The following is a 15,592-nucleotide window of genomic DNA, read 5'->3' on the forward strand; positions in this document are numbered from 1 at the left end:
CGTACCGGGAAATCGATCTGACCGCTCGGAAAATCGGTGACGCCGGGCCGGTACCGGGTCGACCTTTCGTTGCCGTAACGGCGGGCGCAACGGGCGGACGCGACAGCGAGCCCGGCCGGAAACGCGGTGTATCCGAACTCTGGAATCCGGAGCCGGGAACTGCGGAAACCGCCCCCGGAAGACCGGAAACCCCGGCCCCGGCAAGAACCGGAACCGCCACGCCGGCCGAACCGGAACCGGCGATCGGGCCACCGAAAGCAGCGGCGGAATCTCCTTCACCGGAAACTTGCGGCGCGGAATAGTCGCGGGAATCCGATTCGATCGCGGCGCGGCGGGTACCGCAACCGGCATGCGTGTCGTCATCGTGGGCGCGACCGGTAACGCCGGCACCGCGCTGCTGCGCCGCCTCCGGAGTGAGCCGGACGTCGAGGTCATCGGAATCGCGCGGCGCACCCCGGAGGACAGCGGGCCGTACGCCGACATGGAGTGGCACGCCGTCGACATCAGCCGCGACGACGCCCTGGAGCGGCTCACCCCGATCCTCGACGGCACCGACGCGGTGGTGAACCTGGCCTGGCAGATCCAGCCCAGTCACGACCAGCGGCAGCTGTACCGGACGAACGTGCTGGGCAGTCGCGCGGTGTTCCGGGCGGCGCTGCGGGCCGGAGTCGAGACGCTGGTGCACGCGTCGTCGGTCGGGGTGTACTCGGCCGGCCCGAAGTGGGCGTACGTGAAGGAGTCCTGGCCGCGGACGGGCGTGCCGGAGTCGTCGTACAGCCGGCACAAGGTACTGACCGAGCGGATGCTCGACGAGATCGAGTCGGATCATCCGACGCTGCGGGTGGTGCGGCTGCGACCGGGGCTGATCTTCCAGCGGGACGCCGGGACGGAGATCGGGCGCTACTTCGCCGGGCCGCTGCTGCCGGCCCGGCTGCTGCGATTCGGCTGGGTGCCGGTGCTGCCGGCCAACCCGGGACTGCGGCTGCAGGCGGTGCACGCGGACGACGTGGCCGAGGCGTACCTGCGGGTGTTGCGGGCCGACGTGCACGGGGCGTTCAACATCGCGGCCGGGCCGGTGCTCGACCCGATGGTGCTGGCCAAGGCGTTCCACGGGCTGCCGCTGCCGGTGCCGGGGTTCGCGCTGGCGGGTGCGGCCGCGCTGAGCTGGGCGATGCGGCTGCAACCGGTGGACCGCGGCTGGGTCAAGCTGGCTCTCAAGGCGCCGCTGATGTCGTGCGACCGGGCGAGGGACGAGCTCGGGTGGCGGCCGTCCCGGACCGCGGTCGAAGCGCTGCACGACGTGGTGGGCGGGCTGGCCGAGCGGGCCGGGCGGGACGACTCGCCGACGCTGGACACCGCGGCGGGCAAACCGGGGCGGCTCGGTGGACTGTTGCGCGGGCGGCTCCCGGGCTCTGGCAACCCTTACTGACGACGTACCGGAAAATGGGTTTCGAGGAAACTGTCAGTCTTTGCTGCCGATGTCTCAAACGGCGACCGAGGAGCTGGTCATCCAGGCCAGCACCTCGGTCGGGCCGAGCGGGCTGGAGAAGAGGAAGCCCTGCCCGAGGGGGCAGCCCATCTGCACCAGCAGGTCGCGGTGGGCCAGGTCCTCGATGCCCTCGGCGACCACCACGAGTTGCAGCGAGCGGGCCAGGCTGACGATGCCGCCGACCAGTTGCGGGCTGGTGACCATGTCGTCGATGAACGTCTTGTCGATCTTCACGATGTCGATCGGGCGTTGCCGCAGGTAGCCGAGTGACGAGTACCCGGTGCCGAAGTCGTCGATGGCGATCCGGATGCCCATCTCGCGCAGCGTGCTCAGATCGGCCCAGATCCGCTGCTCGTCGTCCTTCATCAGCAACGTCTCGGTGATCTCCAACATCAACGACTCCGGGGGTACGCCGGTGTGGTGCAGCGCGGTGCGCACCTGGTCCACGAATCCGGCCTCCCGGAACTGGCGGACCGACACGTTGACGCTGACATAGGGTGCGCGGCCCGGCGGCAGGATCCGGCGCCACTCGGAGACCGTGCGCAGCGCCTCCTCCAGCACCCACCGGCCCATCGGCACGATCAGTCCGCTCTCCTCGGCGACCTCGATGAACTGGTCCGGAGTGACCACGCCACGGTTCGGGTGGGCCCAGCGGACCAGCGCCTCGAAACCGACCGCGTAACCGTTGGTCAGGTCGACGATCGGCTGGTAATGCAGCAGGAAATGGCCCTCGTTGACCGCGTGGTCGAGCGCCGAGCGCAGCTCCAGCCGCTCGACCATCTCGGCGTGCAGGTGCCGCTGGTAGCGCCGCCATTGGTTCTTGCCGGCCCCCTTGGCGACGTAGAGCGCGAGGTCGGCCTGGCGCAGCAGCTCGTCCCCGTCGGTCGCTTCGAGCGTGGTGGTGATGCCGATGCTGGTCATCGCGTAGAGGGGCTTGGCGTCGGTGTCGATCGGCGAGGCCAGCGCGGTGAGGATCCGGGTCGCGGTGTCCTCGACGGCCAGCGGGTCGTTGACGTTCTCGATCAGGGCCGCGAACTCGTCGCCGCCGAGCCGGGCCGCGGTGTCGTCGGCGCGCAGCGAGCCGGCGATCCGGTTCGCCACCTCGATCAGCAGCTGGTCGCCGATGGCGTGGCCGAGCGTGTCGTTGACGATCTTGAAGTCGTCCAGGTCGATGAAGAGCACCCCGACCACCGAGCCGTCCCGGGCGCTGCGGGCCAGCGCGTGCTTGAGCCGGTCGTGGAAGAGCACCCGGTTCGCCAGGCCGGTCATCGCGTCGTGGAACGCCTGGTGCATCAGCTCCTGCTGAAGCTTGCGGGGCTCGGTGACATCACGCATGGTGATCACCACGCCCGCCACGCTGCGGTCCTCACGCAGGTCACGGCAGTGCAGCTCGAGCAGCAGCTCGGTGCCGCGGACGTTGATCGCCCGGAAGTCCAGCTGCTGCGCGACGGAGTCACCGCCGCGAACCGCGTTCAGGACGTCGACCAGGCGGTCCCGGTCACCCTGGTGGATGACGTCGGGCAGGCGGACACCGGTCGGGTCGGCGCCGAAGACCCCGAGAGCGGACGGGCTGGCGTACCGGATCCGGTCGTCGGCGTCCAGGATGGTGATCACGTCGGCGGTGTTCTGGATCAGGGTCCGGAAGTACGTCTCGCTGTTGCGCTGGTTGACCTCGTGGTTCAGGGCGATCCGCTCCAGCGCCAGCGCCACCTGGCCGGCCAGTACCTCCACCGAGCGCTGCAGCTCGCGCAACGCCCAGCCGGGCGCGCCCACGTGCAGCACACCGACCAGCGAGTCACCGTGCGGCCGGTCCTGCAGCACCATCGGGCAGCGCAGCGTCTCGGCGAACTGGGTGAGCCGGACCGCGACGGCCCAGTCCACGTCCCGGGTCTGCACCAGCCGCGCCGCGGTGCCGGTCGCCCGGTCCACCGCGGCCTGCGCGGCGGCCTCCGGGGACGGCGGCTCGACCTGCGCGATGCTGATCGCCAGGACCACGCCGTGCGGCACGTCCCCGGGCAGCAGCTGAGCGACCGTGGTGCGGACGGCCAGCCCGACCGCCTCCGCGTCGGCCGCCGAGACCAGGGCCGCCGACGCCTCGCGCAGCGCACGCTCGCGGGTCATGGCCTGGCGGTGGCTCGTCATGATCCCGGCCATCCGGCCCAGCACCAGCATGAGCATGAGCAGGCTGAGCACGGCCACCAGGAACAGGCCGGCCACCTGGCTGTCCTGGATCAGTTTGGCCATCAGCACGCTCGGCGCGACCAGCGCGGCCACCGCCAGCAGAGCCAGACGTCCGCGGCCGGTCTCCGACGCCGCCGCCACCGACGGCCGGGTGAGTTCGGCCATCGACGGGATCAGGGCGGCCATCGCAGCGGTCGCAAAAAGCGCCATCTGCCCGTACGCCGAGGTCCGCACGACGTCCGCGATCAGCATCGCACCGGTGCCCGCACCGAGCCAGTACCCCGAGGCGACCAGCCGCCCCGGCACCACGGCCAGCCGGATCAGCAGACCCAGGCACAGCAGGTCGGCCACCGGGAGCAGCTGTTCCAGCCCGCCCACGGTCAGGTCGGACATCCGTGGGCCGATCACGAACGTCCAGACCAGCAGCGCCGCGCCGGACGTGACGATCGCCGCGTCGAGCAGGCCGGGTACGTCCCGGGCCGAGCCGGTGCGACGCCGGGTGAACACCGCCAGCGCGGCCGCCAGCAGCGGATAGGAGGCCAGCAGCAGTCCGGTGCCGACCGGTTCCAGCCACGGCAGCCAGTTCGTCAGGAAGGACGGGGCGTTGCCGATCGCGGCGCCCAGCGCGCAGAGCCCGGTCGCGCCGGCCAGCAACCACCACGGCCGGCGGTCGTCGGGCTGGGCGCGATACGTGCCGGACAGCACGGCGGCCGCGGCGGAGAGGCCACCGGCCAGGACCAGCCAGCCGCGCAGCTCGGTGGCGAGCGAGTAGACGACGGCGAGGATCCCGATCCAGGCGCCGAAAAGGGCAGCCGGCCAGCGCGTCGGCATCCCCGTCACCCTCCCGACTCAGTCCCGTATGACCGACTCTTCGGCTGGTAGGTCACCGATCTGAGGGAAAGGGCACAATCGTCGGGTGCTCCTCGATTTCGTACGCGCTCACACCGTCCTGGCGCCGGTCGCCTTCGCCCCGGAGGTCCAGCTCCGGCAGGCCGAGGAGCCGATCGCGCTCTGGGAGGCCACCGAGGCCGGCGGGGCCGAGCAGCCGCCCCCGTTCTGGGCGTTCGCCTGGGCCGGTGGGCAGGCGCTCGCCCGGCACATCCTCGACGAGCCGTCGCTGGTCGCCGGACGCAGCGTGCTCGACCTGGCCACCGGCTCCGGGCTGGTCGCGGTCGCGGCGGCGCTGGCCGGGGCCCGGCCGGTGATCGCCAACGACATCGACCCGCTGTCGCTCGCGGCGGCCGAGGCCAACGCCGCCGACAACGGGGTGGTGGTCCGGACGCTCGAGGCCGACCTGCTCGACACCGACGAGAAGTACGGGGTGGTGCTGGCCGGGGACGTGTTCTACAGCCGGGAGATGGCGGCGCGGGTGCTGCCGTTCCTGCGGCGAGCGGCCGGACGGGGGTCGCTCGTCCTGGTCGGCGACCCCGGTCGGGCCTACCTACCGCCGGGGCTGGTCAAACGGGCGACCTATGACGTGCCGGTCACCGAGGCGTTGGAGAGCTGCACGGTACGCCGTACGTCGGTCTGGCAGGTCTTGTCCTGACCTATTCGGACAGGAGCGGGATCAGGCCGAAGCCGTCCTCGACCACCACGTCCGGCTCGGGGCTGAGCACCGGATCGTCCGGGTCCTTCCGGCCGGACGGCATCAGGATCGCCCTCGCCACGTCGGCGCGACGGGCACAGGCCACGTCGCGCCGCTTGCTGTCCCCGACGAACCAGCAGTCGGCCGGGGACACGCCGAGCGCGTCGGTGGCGTTCCAGATCATCTGCGGATTCGGTTTCCGGACACCGGCCTCGTCGCTGTAGACCTGCACCGCGAAAAGGTGACCGACCCCGGCCGCGGTCAGATAGTCCCGGTGCGCGGCGCCGCACAGCGTGTTGCTGACCACGGCCAGCGGCACCCCGGCCGCGGTGTACGCCTCCAGCGCCGCCCGGATCCCCGGCCGCAACTCCCAGCTGTTACGCCACGCCCAGGCATGGCTCAACTTCGCGATCGCGCCCCGGACCGGCACCTGCGCGGCCGCCGGCCAACCTTTGATCACGAACCGTTCCCAGACCTCGGCCTGCGGCAACTCGTCCGGCGAGTCCTCGTCCCGCCAGCGGGCATACGCCTCGCCGCCCTCGGCGAACGACTGCTGGATCTGCCCCGGCGTCAGCACGCCGTGGATCACGTTGTAGACCTTCAGCACCAGCTCCGGCGAACACGGCCGGGCCTCCCCCGGCGAATCGGCGAGCACCCCGCCGAAATCCAGCAACAACGCGGCCGGCCTCATCGTTGCCCCAGCGTCCACGCGCGCACCCCGCCGACGATGCCGGCCGTGTTCGGCACCACGACCACGTCATCACCCATCCGGGCGAGCTGCGTCGGGGTGATCAGCCGGGAGTTGCCACCGCCGAGATACACCCGGTCCCACAGGAAGACCGGCCGGAGGCCCTCGACCACGTTGCGCACCCGCCGTGACCAGAGCGCGTCGCCCAGGCGACGACGTTCATGCTCCCCGATGTACGTGTCGTAGGACATCCCCCAGCGCACCGGCGCCTGCGACATCTCCAGATGCGGGGCCAGCTCGCCGCCGTCGAAAAGCGCGCAGCCCAGCCCCGTCCCCAACGTCAGCACCAGCTCGCAGCCGGTGCCCGCGACCACCCCGGCGCCGTGCACCTCGGCGTCGTTGAGCACCAGCGTGGGCAGACCGAACGCCTCCGCCAGAGCAGTCCGGGCGTCGAAACCGTGCCACGCCTCGACCAGCTCCGGGTCCACCCGGGTGCGCGGGCCGCTGCGGGTCACGTAATGCGGCGTCGCCACGACCACACCGTGCCGGATCATGCCGGGCATGCCGACCGTCACGCGGTCCGCGTTCGGCAACTGACCACCCAGATCGACCAGTGTCTTGACGAACAGCTCCGGAGGCAGCGGGTACGGCGTGGGGACCCGGATGGGCTGCGCCCGCATCGTCCCGGCGTCGTCGAGGACCGAGCCCTTGATGCCGCCGCCACCACAATCGATCGTCAAGGTGAAAGTCACGCCGCCAGTTTGCATGGAACTCACCTCCCGACAACGCAATTGTGACGGGAGCGTCGTTACCGCGCCTCCCCAGCCCGGCCCGGGGGTCGAGCAGCGACGCCGGGCTCAGCCGGGCGGCTGGGCGACGGCGCCGCAGTCAGCCGAGTCGCTGGGCGGCCGTGCCGGCCTCAGGCCAGGCCGCTGAGCAGCGGCGCGGGGGTCAGCCGGGCGGCTGGGTGACGGCGCCGGGCTCAGCCGGGCGGCTGGGTCACGGCGCCGGGCTCAGCCGGGCTGCTGGGTCACGGCGCCGGGCTCAGCCGGGCGGCTGGGTCACGGCGCCGGGCTCAGCCGGCTTCCTCGGCCCAGACCCGCCAGTTGTCCAGGACGCCGTGCAGAGCCGGGGTCAGCCAGCCCGGCGCCGAACGCCGGAACACGCCCGGATCCATCGACCCGGCACCGGCCGGCAACGCGCCGACCAGGTGCGGGACCAGCTCGCTCAGGTTCGCCCAGTGGACCAGCTCGGGCTCGGCCGGCCAGGCGCCGAGAATCACCTTGGCGGCGACACCGCGGCGGTCCAGCGCCTCCAGCGTCAGCGCCGTGTGGTTCAGCGTGCCGAGCCCGGCGCGGGCCACGACCAGCACGTTCGCCCCCAGCGCGGTGGCCAGGTCGGCGAACGTCCAGGCCTCGCCACCGGGCCGCAGCCCCATCGGGACCAACAGGCCACCGGCGCCCTCGACCAGGACCAGGTCGTGCTTGTCGGCCTCGGCGCGGATCGCGTCGACCACCTCGTAGAGCTCCAGCGGCGGCAGCTCGGCGACCTTGGCCGCGGCCAGCGGGGCGAGCGGCTCCGGATACTCCGCGAGGGTCTTCACGGTGTCCGGGCCGGCCAGGCGGGTGACCACCTCGGCGTCGGTCGGCGCGCCGGTGATCGTGCCGGTCTGACCGGGTTTGATCACGGCCACCCGGAGGCCCTCGGCCTGGGCCGCCGCGGCCACGGCGGCGGTGCTGATGGTCTTGCCGACCTCGGTGTCGGTGCCGGTGACCAGCACGATGCCGTGCCACTCCCCCGGCACGGCGGCGCGCCTCGGCGCCGCCTGCACTCCCGTAGGCGCCGAGGCCGCCTGCACTCCTGTAGGCGCCGGCGCCGCCTGCACTCCCGCGGTCGCGGCGGGCGTCGCCGGCGTGTCCCCGTCGGCGGCCTGAGCCGCGTCCCGCGAACCGGCACCGCCGGGATCCGGCCTCTCCGACCTGTCGGAGTCGTTCGCTTCGGCGGCTCCACCGACCCCAGCCGAATCGCCGCGCTCGGCGGGATCGCCGATCGGGGCCGCGCCCGCCTGCGGCGTCACGGCCGGCTCGGCGCCGGCGGAGCCGGGCTCTCCGGTCGGCGGCTCAGTGGACGGCACGGTCACAACCCGCGACGGTACGCCTTCAGCCCGCCCCCCGTCTCCCGCGTCCCCTCCGTGGTGACCCCCACCGTGGGCGTACAACGGGTCGGACGGCTCGGGCGCCCGCGGTGACGTGACCGCGGGCAGCCCGTGGCCACCGCTGCGCCATCCGCGCGGGAGCGGCGTGACCGCGACTCCCGGGTACGACGAGGCGGTGCGGGGCGGGTTGGCGTTCACGGTGCGCACTCCACGATAACGTCCAGGGCCCGGGCGAAGTCCGCCTCGGGCACGCCCGCGTTCACGGTCAGACGCAGGCGGGAGCTTCCGTCCGGGGTCGACGGCGGCCGGAAACAGCCGACCGCCACGCCACGATCCCGGCAGTCCTCGGCCCAGCCGACGGCGGCTTCCGGGCCCGGGGCGACGACCGACAGCACCCCGGCGGCCGGCTCGGTGACCGGGAACCCGGCGGCCCGCAGCCGCGCCGCCAGCCGGGCGCCACGCTCGAACAGCGTCGCACGCCGGTCGTCGGCGGCCCGGGCCAGCTCGATCGCGGCGTGCACACCGGCGACCACGGCCGGCGGCGGGGCGGTGTCGTAGATGAAGGTGCGACCGGTATCGATCAGGTGACGGATGACCGGCTCGGCGCCGGCGACCACCCCACCGGCGCCGCCGAGCGACTTGGAGAGCGTGGCGGTGACGATCACATCCGGCTGCCCGGCCAGGCCGGCCGCGGCGACGCCGCCGCTGCCGGACCCGCCGAGCAGGCCGAGCCCGTGCGCGTCGTCGACGATCAGCAGCGCGCCACGGGCCGAGGTGACCGCGTGCAGCTCGGCGAGCGGGGCCAGGTCGCCGTCCACGGAGAAGACCGACTCGGTGACCACGGCGGCGGTGCGGCCCGGGTGCGCGTCGAGGATCGCGGCGACACCGGCCGGATCGTTGTGCGGCGCCACCGTCACGGGCCGGCCGGAGATCTTGCAGCCGTCGATCAGGGACGCGTGGTTGTACGCGTCGGAGACGATCAGGTCGGCGACCGCGGCGACGGCACGGACCACGGCCAGGTTCGCCAAGTAGCCCGAGGAGAACACCAGCGCCGCCTCCGCGCCGAGCCAGGTGGCCAGCGACGACTCGAGCGCGGCGTGCGCGTGCGTGCTGCCGCGGACGAGGCGTGAACCGGTGGCTCCCAACCCGTACGCCTCAAGTGCCGACCTCGCCGCGGAGACCACCGCGACGTGCCCGGAAAGGCCGAGATAGTCGTTGCCGGCCAGGTCGACGACGGAGTCGTCGGCCGGCCGCGGCCTGAGGTGACGGGTGAGCCCCGCCTTGGCCCGTTCGCGGGCCAGGCGATCCAGCGACTCCAACCACTCCGCCAAGACGCCCCCAGAGATCACGAGAACCGGAAACTACCACCCACCTCCGACAGTCCCTGCCGGGAAGGGAAGTCTGTAGGGTACGGACATGCCTCAGATCCTCGACCGGGCCCGTGCCCGGGTCCTCGACGGCGGCGCCGGCCTCGATCAGGCCGAGATCCTCGAGATCCTGCGACTGCCCGACGAGGACCTTCCCGAGCTGCTCCAACTCGCCCACGACGTCCGCATGAAGTGGTGCGGCCCCGAGGTCGAGGTCGAGGGAATCGTGTCGCTGAAGACCGGCGGCTGCCCGGAGGACTGCCACTTCTGCTCCCAGTCGGGGCTGTTCGCGTCCCCCGTCCGGGCTGTCTGGCTGGACATTCCTTCCCTGGTCAAGGCGGCTGAGCAGACCGCGGCGACCGGTGCCACGGAGTTCTGCATCGTCGCCGCCGTGCGCGGGCCCGACCAGCGCCTGATGGACCAGATGCGCGAGGGCGTCAAGGCGATCAAGGAAGCGGTCGACATCCAGGTCGCGGCGAGCCTCGGCATGCTCACCCAGGAGCAGGTCGACGACCTCGTCGACATGGGCGTGCATCGCTACAACCACAACCTCGAGACCTGCGAGTCCTTCTTTCCGAACGTGGTAACCACCCATTCGTGGGAAGAGCGGTGGTCCACGCTGACGATGGTCCGCGAGTCGGGCATGGAGGTCTGCTGCGGCGGCATCCTCGGCATGGGCGAGACGATCGAGCAGCGCGCCGAGTTCGCGGCGCAGCTGGCCGAGCTCGACCCGCACGAGGTTCCGCTGAACTTCCTCAACCCGCGGCCCGGCACCCCGTTCGGTGACCGCCCGGTCGTCGAGGGCAAGGACGCGCTGCGCGCCATCGCCGCGTTCCGCCTGGCCATGCCCAGGACCATTCTGCGGTATGCGGGTGGGCGCGAGATCACGCTCGGTGACTTGGGCACCCGGGAGGGGCTGCTGGGGGGCATCAACGCCGTGATCGTCGGGAACTATCTGACGACGCTGGGCCGGCCCGCGACTGCGGATCTGGAGCTCCTGCAGGACCTGAAGATGCCGGTCAAGTCGCTGTCGGCGACGTTCTGAGGTGTACTGCGACCGGTGCGGCCACGTCGCCGCGGAGGGTGACCACACGGGGTGCGCGGCGGCTCGCGAGCTGGAGCCGCCCCGTTTCTGCCCGGACTGCCGGCGGCGGATGAAGGTCCAGGTCGTCCCGACCGGCTGGACCGCCACCTGCGTCGAGCACGGCGAACGTCACGGCTGACCGCCGCACGGGATATTTGGGTGGCAGCGGGCCTGAACCAGTACCCGCCGCCACCCCTCTCACCCGCTACCCGAAGTAGCGAGAGTTCTCCTGCTCCGAGGCGGCCTCGTCCGTCACCGGCTCGGCGGAGACCGGGAGGGTGACGCTGACCAGCCCGCCGTCGTGCTCGACGGGGCCGTGGCCCAGTCGATGCAGGGTGCGCAGCATCGCCGCGTTGTCCGCCGCCAGGTGGGCGACCAGCGCGGCGAACCCGGCCCGCTCGGCGTGCGTCCGCAACCGGCGGAGCAGGGCGGTGCCCAGGCCGCGGCGCTGCCAGTCGTCCTCCACCAGGACCGAGATCTCGCCCAGCTCGCCCTCGGCCAGCAGGCCGGCCATGGCCACCACGCGCCCGCCGGCCGCGACCGCGAGCAGGGTCACCCCGCCGGCCGGCTCCAGCAGGCGGCGCAGCCGGGCCTCGGCGGGCGAGCCGCCGCCCAGGTAACGCCGGCGCAGAGTGCCGGCCGAGCACCGGGCGTGCAGCTCGCGGACGGCGGCGAGGTCGTCGGCGACGGCCGGGCGCAGAACGACCTCGGCTCCGTCGGGCAGCATGAACGTCACATTTTCCCGCTGGTGGCGGGTGACCGCGGCGGCGAGCTCGACCAGGGCCTGGGCGCGCGCATACTCCGCCGGGGTGAACGCGGGCAGGGCACGCAGGATCTCGTAGGAGCCGCCGGCCGGATCGGCCAGCGTCATCCGGCCGCCGTGGACGCCGGGCTGGTCGAAGGCCGGGTGCGGACGCCAGCGCACGTCGGTCGCGTCGAGCAGGGTGGCCAGGGTCTCGCCGAGCGCGTCGGGCTCGTGGACCAGCCGGCCGGCCATGGCGAGCGCGCGGGTCGGCTGGTCGGCCAGGCCCTGCGCCTCGGCCCGGGTCACGAACGCGTCCCGCCCGCGGCCCTTGGCCACCGCGGCCAGCAGATCGGACTCGGTCATCGCGTCCGGAGCGTCGACCAGGAAGTCGTCGACCGCGCCGGCCTCGGTGGTGTGAACCTGGACGGCGAGGATGTTGACCGATTTCAGGGCGAGACTCGCGGTCAGCACGGACAGGTAGCCGGGACGGTCGTCGACCGTCGCCCGGACTCTCCACAACGCCATTGCGGGGCACTCCTTTCGATCCAGGCCTGTGTCGCGGCCCGCGCGAGCCGCGATGCAGGCCTGCCTCAAGAGTGCCCCGGCGATGTTGCCGTCTTATTGCCTGAGCTGCGAATTCGTCGTTAAGGCGATCACACCTGGGCGATGGTGGCGGGCGTCACGGCGTCCAGCCGGTCGCCCAGGATCACGGCGGCGGCACGGACCAGCTGGGCCACCCGATCCACCTCGGTCACGTGGAACGCGGCGGCCGGCAGGTCGTCCTCGTCGGTGCGGGCGACGAGCAGGACCAGACCGCCACGACCGAACGGGGCGACCGCGTAACGGGCGCCACCGGGCTCGGCGAACGGGCGGGCGCGCAACGGCGTGACCTCGGGCAGGTGCAGCGGGGACGGGGCGCGCCAGGACGCGTACGCCACCCGGGGTTCGTGGTTGACCCCCTTGGCGCCGCTGCGGGCCGCCCAGTCCGCCGGGACCATCGCGGCGGCCGCCCAGTCCGCGGCGAGCAGGCCGGGCATCGCGTCGACCAGGGTGGCCAGACCGTCCGCCGGGTTCGCGGCGACCTGCGCCAGCAGCTCGGCGTCGTGACCGCCGTTCACGGGCGCGCCGATCGCCTTCCACACGCCGTCGACCTGGACGCCGGGGATGGCGGCGAGACCGGCGAGGAGACGTTCCACGCGGGCCGCGCCCGGCCACACGACGGTGAAGTCGTCGACGGCCCGGCCGCCGAGCCGCTCCAGCACGACGACCTGGACGATGTCCGCGCCGGCCACACCCAGGGTGCGCGCGACCTGGCCGAGAGCACCGGGACGGTCCGGCAGGGTGACTCGAACCCGCAGCAACATGTAGCTCCTCCCGTCGCGACGGCCGGTGGCGCCGTCCTGCTGATGCCCAACAGTGCCCACCCGGCGTTTCCGACCCGTTGCACGGTCGTGTCCCGGCCGTCAAGCCGGTCGAGTGTGCCCGATTTCACAACTCATCCCCGGCCTTCCGGGCTCCGGCCCTCCCCGCGACTGTCGGCTGTCGGACAGTCCGCCGACCGATAGGGTCAGGGCATGATTTGCGAGGCTTGCCGGGATCGCCGGCACGGGGACTGCAAGGGCGGGTCGTGGTGCGACTGCCAGCATCGTGAGCCCGAGCCGGTCCCGCCGGTGACCGGGCCACCCGGCCCGTGAGCATGCTGCCCTCCGGCCGCGACGAGCTGGCCGGCCGTTATCCCCGCCTCGACCGACCGGCCCTGCGGGTGAACTTCATCGCCAGCGCCGACGGCGCGGTCACCGTCGACGGCCTCTCGGCCGGGCTGCAGGGCCCGGGCGACAAGGAGGTCTTCGACACCTTGCGGATGGTCTGCGACGCGCTGGTGGTCGCGGCCGGCACGGTTCGCGCCGAGCGCTACGACGCCCTCCGTTCGGCACCGGAGGACCGCATGTGGCGTACGGCCCATGGCCTGCCCGAGTTCCCGCTGATGGTGATCGTCTCGGGCTCGCTCGATCTCGACCCGGCCCAGCTGGTCTTCTCGGACGCACCGCGCCGGCCGATCGTGCTGACCCACCGCGCCGCCCCGCGTGACTCTCCGATCGCCGAGGTGGCCGAGCTGATCCGGGTCGGCGACGAGGCGGTCGACCTGGCCGCCGGGGTGGCCGCGCTCCACGAGCGCGGCGCGACCCAGCTGCTCTGCGAGGGCGGCCCGGGCCTGCTCGGCTCGATGATCGCCGCGGATCTGGTCGACGAGCTCTGCCTGACGGTCGCGCCGCTGCTGGCCGGGGGCCCGGCGGGGCGGATCGCGCACGGCCCGGCGACCGCGCCGCGGAGGTTGGCACTGGCGCACGCACTGACCCGGGAGGACATGCTGTTCCTCCGATACACGCGTCCGCGTGTCTGACCCGATCGATCAAGATCTTGTGCATAACTCTGTGGATGAACCCCAGAAGTTGTGGAAAACCCGAAAGAGGGAAGATCCCGTGGGGATTTTGTCGTACCTCTGAGGCACCATGATCGGCGTGTCTGACGAAGCTGAGCCCATCCGCGGCGGAAAACAGAATGACAAGGCGGATTCGGCGCCCGTCGGGCGGGTGCTCGGTACGGCCGACGCGACGCCGCTCCAGTTCTGGACGGCTGTCGCCCCCGGCCGTTACCTGCAGCTCGACGACGTCGTGACCACGAAACGTGACCTGCCGGACCGCGAGCCGGTGACGATCTCGGGCGTGGTCACCCAGGTCCGGGCACGGCACGAGGGCGCCCAGTTCGACTCGGACGTGTTCGCCATCGCCGACGGCACACTGCCGGCCATGGTGCAGGAGGCGGCCGAGATCACCACCACGCGGGTGGACCCGGAGCTCTACGTCCCGCCCGCTCCGGGCGCGATCGTGCACCGCGCCTCGGGTGAGGAGCGGGACGCCGCCCTGCACTTCGACCGGATGGAGCGCCGGGTCCCGATGGGCACCGGCCGCGACGGCGTCCCCGTCTTCCTCAACGCGGACTTTCTCGACGGCACCCGCGGCGCGCACGTGTCCATCTCCGGCATCTCCGGCGTCGCCACGAAGACGAGTTTCGCCACGTTCCTGCTCTACTCGGTGTTCCGTTCCGGTCAGCTCGGCGCCGACGGGGCGAACGCACGGGCGCTGATCTTCAACGTCAAGGGTGAGGACCTGCTCTTCCTCGACCACCCGAACACGAAGCTCGACGAGTCCACCCGGTCCTACTACAAGCTGCTCGACCTTCCCGACACACCCTTCACCGACGTACGGGTCTACGCCCCGCCCCGCGCCGGCGACCCGTCCGGCGCTCCCGACGTGAGCGGCCGGCTGACCGGCGTCGACTCGTTCTACTGGACGCTCGACGAGTTCTGCTCGACCAAGCTCCTGCCGTATGTGTTCGCCGACGCCGACGACGAGCGCCAGCAGTACACGATGGTCGTCCACTCGGTCACCGCCCACCTGAACCGGTTCGCCGTGCCGGCCGAGGGCGGGATCAGCATCGACGGCCGGCGCATCGGCTCCTACGGCGACCTGGTGGATCACATCGTCGAGCAGCTCACCGACGACGAGACCCGCTCGACCTGGGCCGGCAGCGCGGTCAACATGGGCACGGTCAACGCGTTCGCCCGCCGCCTGATCAGCAGCAAGCGCGACCTGTCCCGGCTGATCCGGGGGGACCTGGCCCAGCGCCGCCCGCACCAGATCAAGACCGCCGACAGCGCCCAGGTCACCGTCGTCGACCTGCACAACCTGCCCGATCGCGCGCAGCGGTTCGTGGTCGGCGTGACGCTGAAGTCCGAGTTCGAGGAGAAGGAGAAGTCCGGCACCGGGCGCCCCCTGCTCTTCGTGGTCCTCGACGAGCTGAACAAGTACGCACCCCGTGAGGGCTCCTCCCCGATCAAGGAGGTGCTGCTGGACATCGCCGAGCGCGGCCGTTCGCTGGGCGTGATCCTGATCGGCGCGCAGCAGACCGCCAGCGAGGTCGAGCGCCGCATCGTGACGAACTCGGCGATCCGGGTCGTCGGCCGGCTCGACCCGGCCGAGGCCTCCCGCCCGGAATACGGGTTCCTGCCGCCCGCGATGCGCCAGCGGGCGCTGCTGGCCCGCCCGGGCACGATGTTCGTCAACCAGCCGGACATCCCGGTCCCGCTCTGCGTCGAGTTCCCGTTCCCGGCCTGGGCGACCCGCAAGTCCGAGGCCGGCCCCCCGCCGTCCGAGTCGCTGCGGTCGATCGTCCAGTCCGCCGACCCGTTCGCGGTGATCGGCGGGCGCCCGGGCGCCGACGACGACATTCCGTTCTAG

The 15,592-nt window shown here is 72.3% G+C and carries 12 protein-coding genes; 5 read left to right on the plus strand and 7 right to left on the minus strand.

Annotation, left to right across the window (positions count from 1 at the left end; all coding sequences use genetic code 11):
• The first annotated feature begins 349 nt into the window (after positions 1-349).
• Positions 350-1,429 carry an NAD-dependent epimerase/dehydratase family protein gene (locus ACH442_RS23590; protein ID WP_396340244.1) on the plus strand — a complete coding sequence of 360 codons (1,080 nt, stop codon included), beginning with the start codon at positions 350-352 and terminating at the stop codon, positions 1,427-1,429.
• Between the two features lie 54 nt (positions 1,430-1,483).
• On the opposite strand, the gene ACH442_RS23595 is transcribed toward ACH442_RS23590, so the two are convergent.
• Entirely contained in the window at positions 1,484-4,501 is a 3,018-nt protein-coding gene (locus tag ACH442_RS23595) for a putative bifunctional diguanylate cyclase/phosphodiesterase (protein ID WP_396340245.1), read from the minus strand.
• A gap of 85 nt (positions 4,502-4,586) precedes the next feature.
• On the opposite strand from ACH442_RS23595, the gene ACH442_RS23600 reads away from it, so the two are divergent.
• The gene (locus tag ACH442_RS23600) at positions 4,587-5,216 is read left to right on the plus strand and encodes a class I SAM-dependent methyltransferase (RefSeq protein WP_396340246.1); all 630 of its coding nucleotides are present in this window, start codon (positions 4,587-4,589) and stop codon (positions 5,214-5,216) included.
• Between the two features lies 1 nt (position 5,217).
• On the opposite strand, the gene ACH442_RS23605 is transcribed toward ACH442_RS23600, so the two are convergent.
• The 4 genes from ACH442_RS23605 to ACH442_RS23620 all read right to left on the minus strand — a co-directional run bounded on the left by ACH442_RS23605 (position 5,218) and on the right by ACH442_RS23620 (position 9,429).
• Positions 5,218-5,964 (minus strand): HAD family hydrolase, encoded by a 747-nt coding sequence (locus tag ACH442_RS23605; RefSeq protein ID WP_396340247.1) that lies wholly within the window; start codon positions 5,962-5,964, stop codon positions 5,218-5,220.
• A complete protein-coding gene (locus tag ACH442_RS23610) occupies positions 5,943-6,695 on the minus strand; it encodes an ROK family protein (protein ID WP_396340248.1) in 753 nt (250 codons plus the stop codon). The genes ACH442_RS23605 and ACH442_RS23610 overlap by 22 nt, the downstream gene beginning before the upstream one ends.
• Positions 6,696-7,018: 323 nt before the next feature.
• The gene (gene bioD / locus ACH442_RS23615) at positions 7,019-7,747 is read right to left on the minus strand and encodes a dethiobiotin synthase (protein ID WP_396340281.1); all 729 of its coding nucleotides are present in this window, start codon (positions 7,745-7,747) and stop codon (positions 7,019-7,021) included.
• Positions 7,748-8,292: 545 nt separating this feature from the next.
• Positions 8,293-9,429 carry an 8-amino-7-oxononanoate synthase gene (locus tag ACH442_RS23620; RefSeq protein WP_396340249.1) on the minus strand — a complete coding sequence of 379 codons (1,137 nt, stop codon included), beginning with the start codon at positions 9,427-9,429 and terminating at the stop codon, positions 8,293-8,295.
• Between the two features lie 85 nt (positions 9,430-9,514).
• Here ACH442_RS23620 and bioB point away from each other — a divergent pair, with 85 nt between their 5' ends.
• A complete protein-coding gene (gene bioB / locus ACH442_RS23625) occupies positions 9,515-10,510 on the plus strand; it encodes a biotin synthase BioB (protein WP_396340250.1) in 996 nt (331 codons plus the stop codon).
• Between the two features lie 244 nt (positions 10,511-10,754).
• Here bioB and ACH442_RS23630 read toward each other — a convergent pair whose 3' ends face one another.
• Both ACH442_RS23630 and ACH442_RS23635 read right to left on the minus strand, forming a co-directional pair.
• A complete protein-coding gene (locus ACH442_RS23630) occupies positions 10,755-11,819 on the minus strand; it encodes a GNAT family N-acetyltransferase (protein ID WP_396340251.1) in 1,065 nt (354 codons plus the stop codon).
• A gap of 128 nt (positions 11,820-11,947) precedes the next feature.
• Positions 11,948-12,658 carry an amino acid-binding protein gene (locus ACH442_RS23635; RefSeq protein WP_396340252.1) on the minus strand — a complete coding sequence of 237 codons (711 nt, stop codon included), beginning with the start codon at positions 12,656-12,658 and terminating at the stop codon, positions 11,948-11,950.
• A gap of 332 nt (positions 12,659-12,990) precedes the next feature.
• On the opposite strand from ACH442_RS23635, the gene ACH442_RS23640 reads away from it, so the two are divergent.
• Positions 12,991-13,695, plus strand: coding sequence for a pyrimidine reductase family protein (locus ACH442_RS23640; RefSeq protein ID WP_396340282.1), 705 nt, complete (start codon positions 12,991-12,993; stop codon positions 13,693-13,695).
• Between the two features lie 109 nt (positions 13,696-13,804).
• Positions 13,805-15,592 carry an ATP-binding protein gene (locus ACH442_RS23645; RefSeq protein WP_396340253.1) on the plus strand — a complete coding sequence of 596 codons (1,788 nt, stop codon included), beginning with the start codon at positions 13,805-13,807 and terminating at the stop codon, positions 15,590-15,592.

It is taken from the genome of Actinoplanes sp. NPDC020271 (genome assembly GCF_044388125.1).
In the GTDB taxonomy this organism is placed as follows: domain Bacteria; phylum Actinomycetota; class Actinomycetes; order Mycobacteriales; family Micromonosporaceae; genus Actinoplanes.

Excerpts from the sequence above, each read along its gene's own strand:
- ACH442_RS23635 (WP_396340252.1), bottom strand. The coding sequence starts at position 12,658 with ATGTTGCTGCGGGTTCGAGTCACCCTGCCGGACCGTCCCGGTGCTCTC.
- ACH442_RS23640 (WP_396340282.1), top strand. The coding sequence starts at position 12,991 with ATGCTGCCCTCCGGCCGCGACGAGCTGGCCGGCCGTTATCCCCGCCTC.
- ACH442_RS23595 (WP_396340245.1), bottom strand. The coding sequence starts at position 4,501 with ATGCCGACGCGCTGGCCGGCTGCCCTTTTCGGCGCCTGGATCGGGATC.
- ACH442_RS23630 (WP_396340251.1), bottom strand. The coding sequence starts at position 11,819 with ATGGCGTTGTGGAGAGTCCGGGCGACGGTCGACGACCGTCCCGGCTAC.
- bioB (WP_396340250.1), top strand. The coding sequence starts at position 9,515 with ATGCCTCAGATCCTCGACCGGGCCCGTGCCCGGGTCCTCGACGGCGGC.
- ACH442_RS23590 (WP_396340244.1), top strand. The coding sequence starts at position 350 with ATGCGTGTCGTCATCGTGGGCGCGACCGGTAACGCCGGCACCGCGCTG.
- ACH442_RS23645 (WP_396340253.1), top strand. The coding sequence starts at position 13,805 with ATGATCGGCGTGTCTGACGAAGCTGAGCCCATCCGCGGCGGAAAACAG.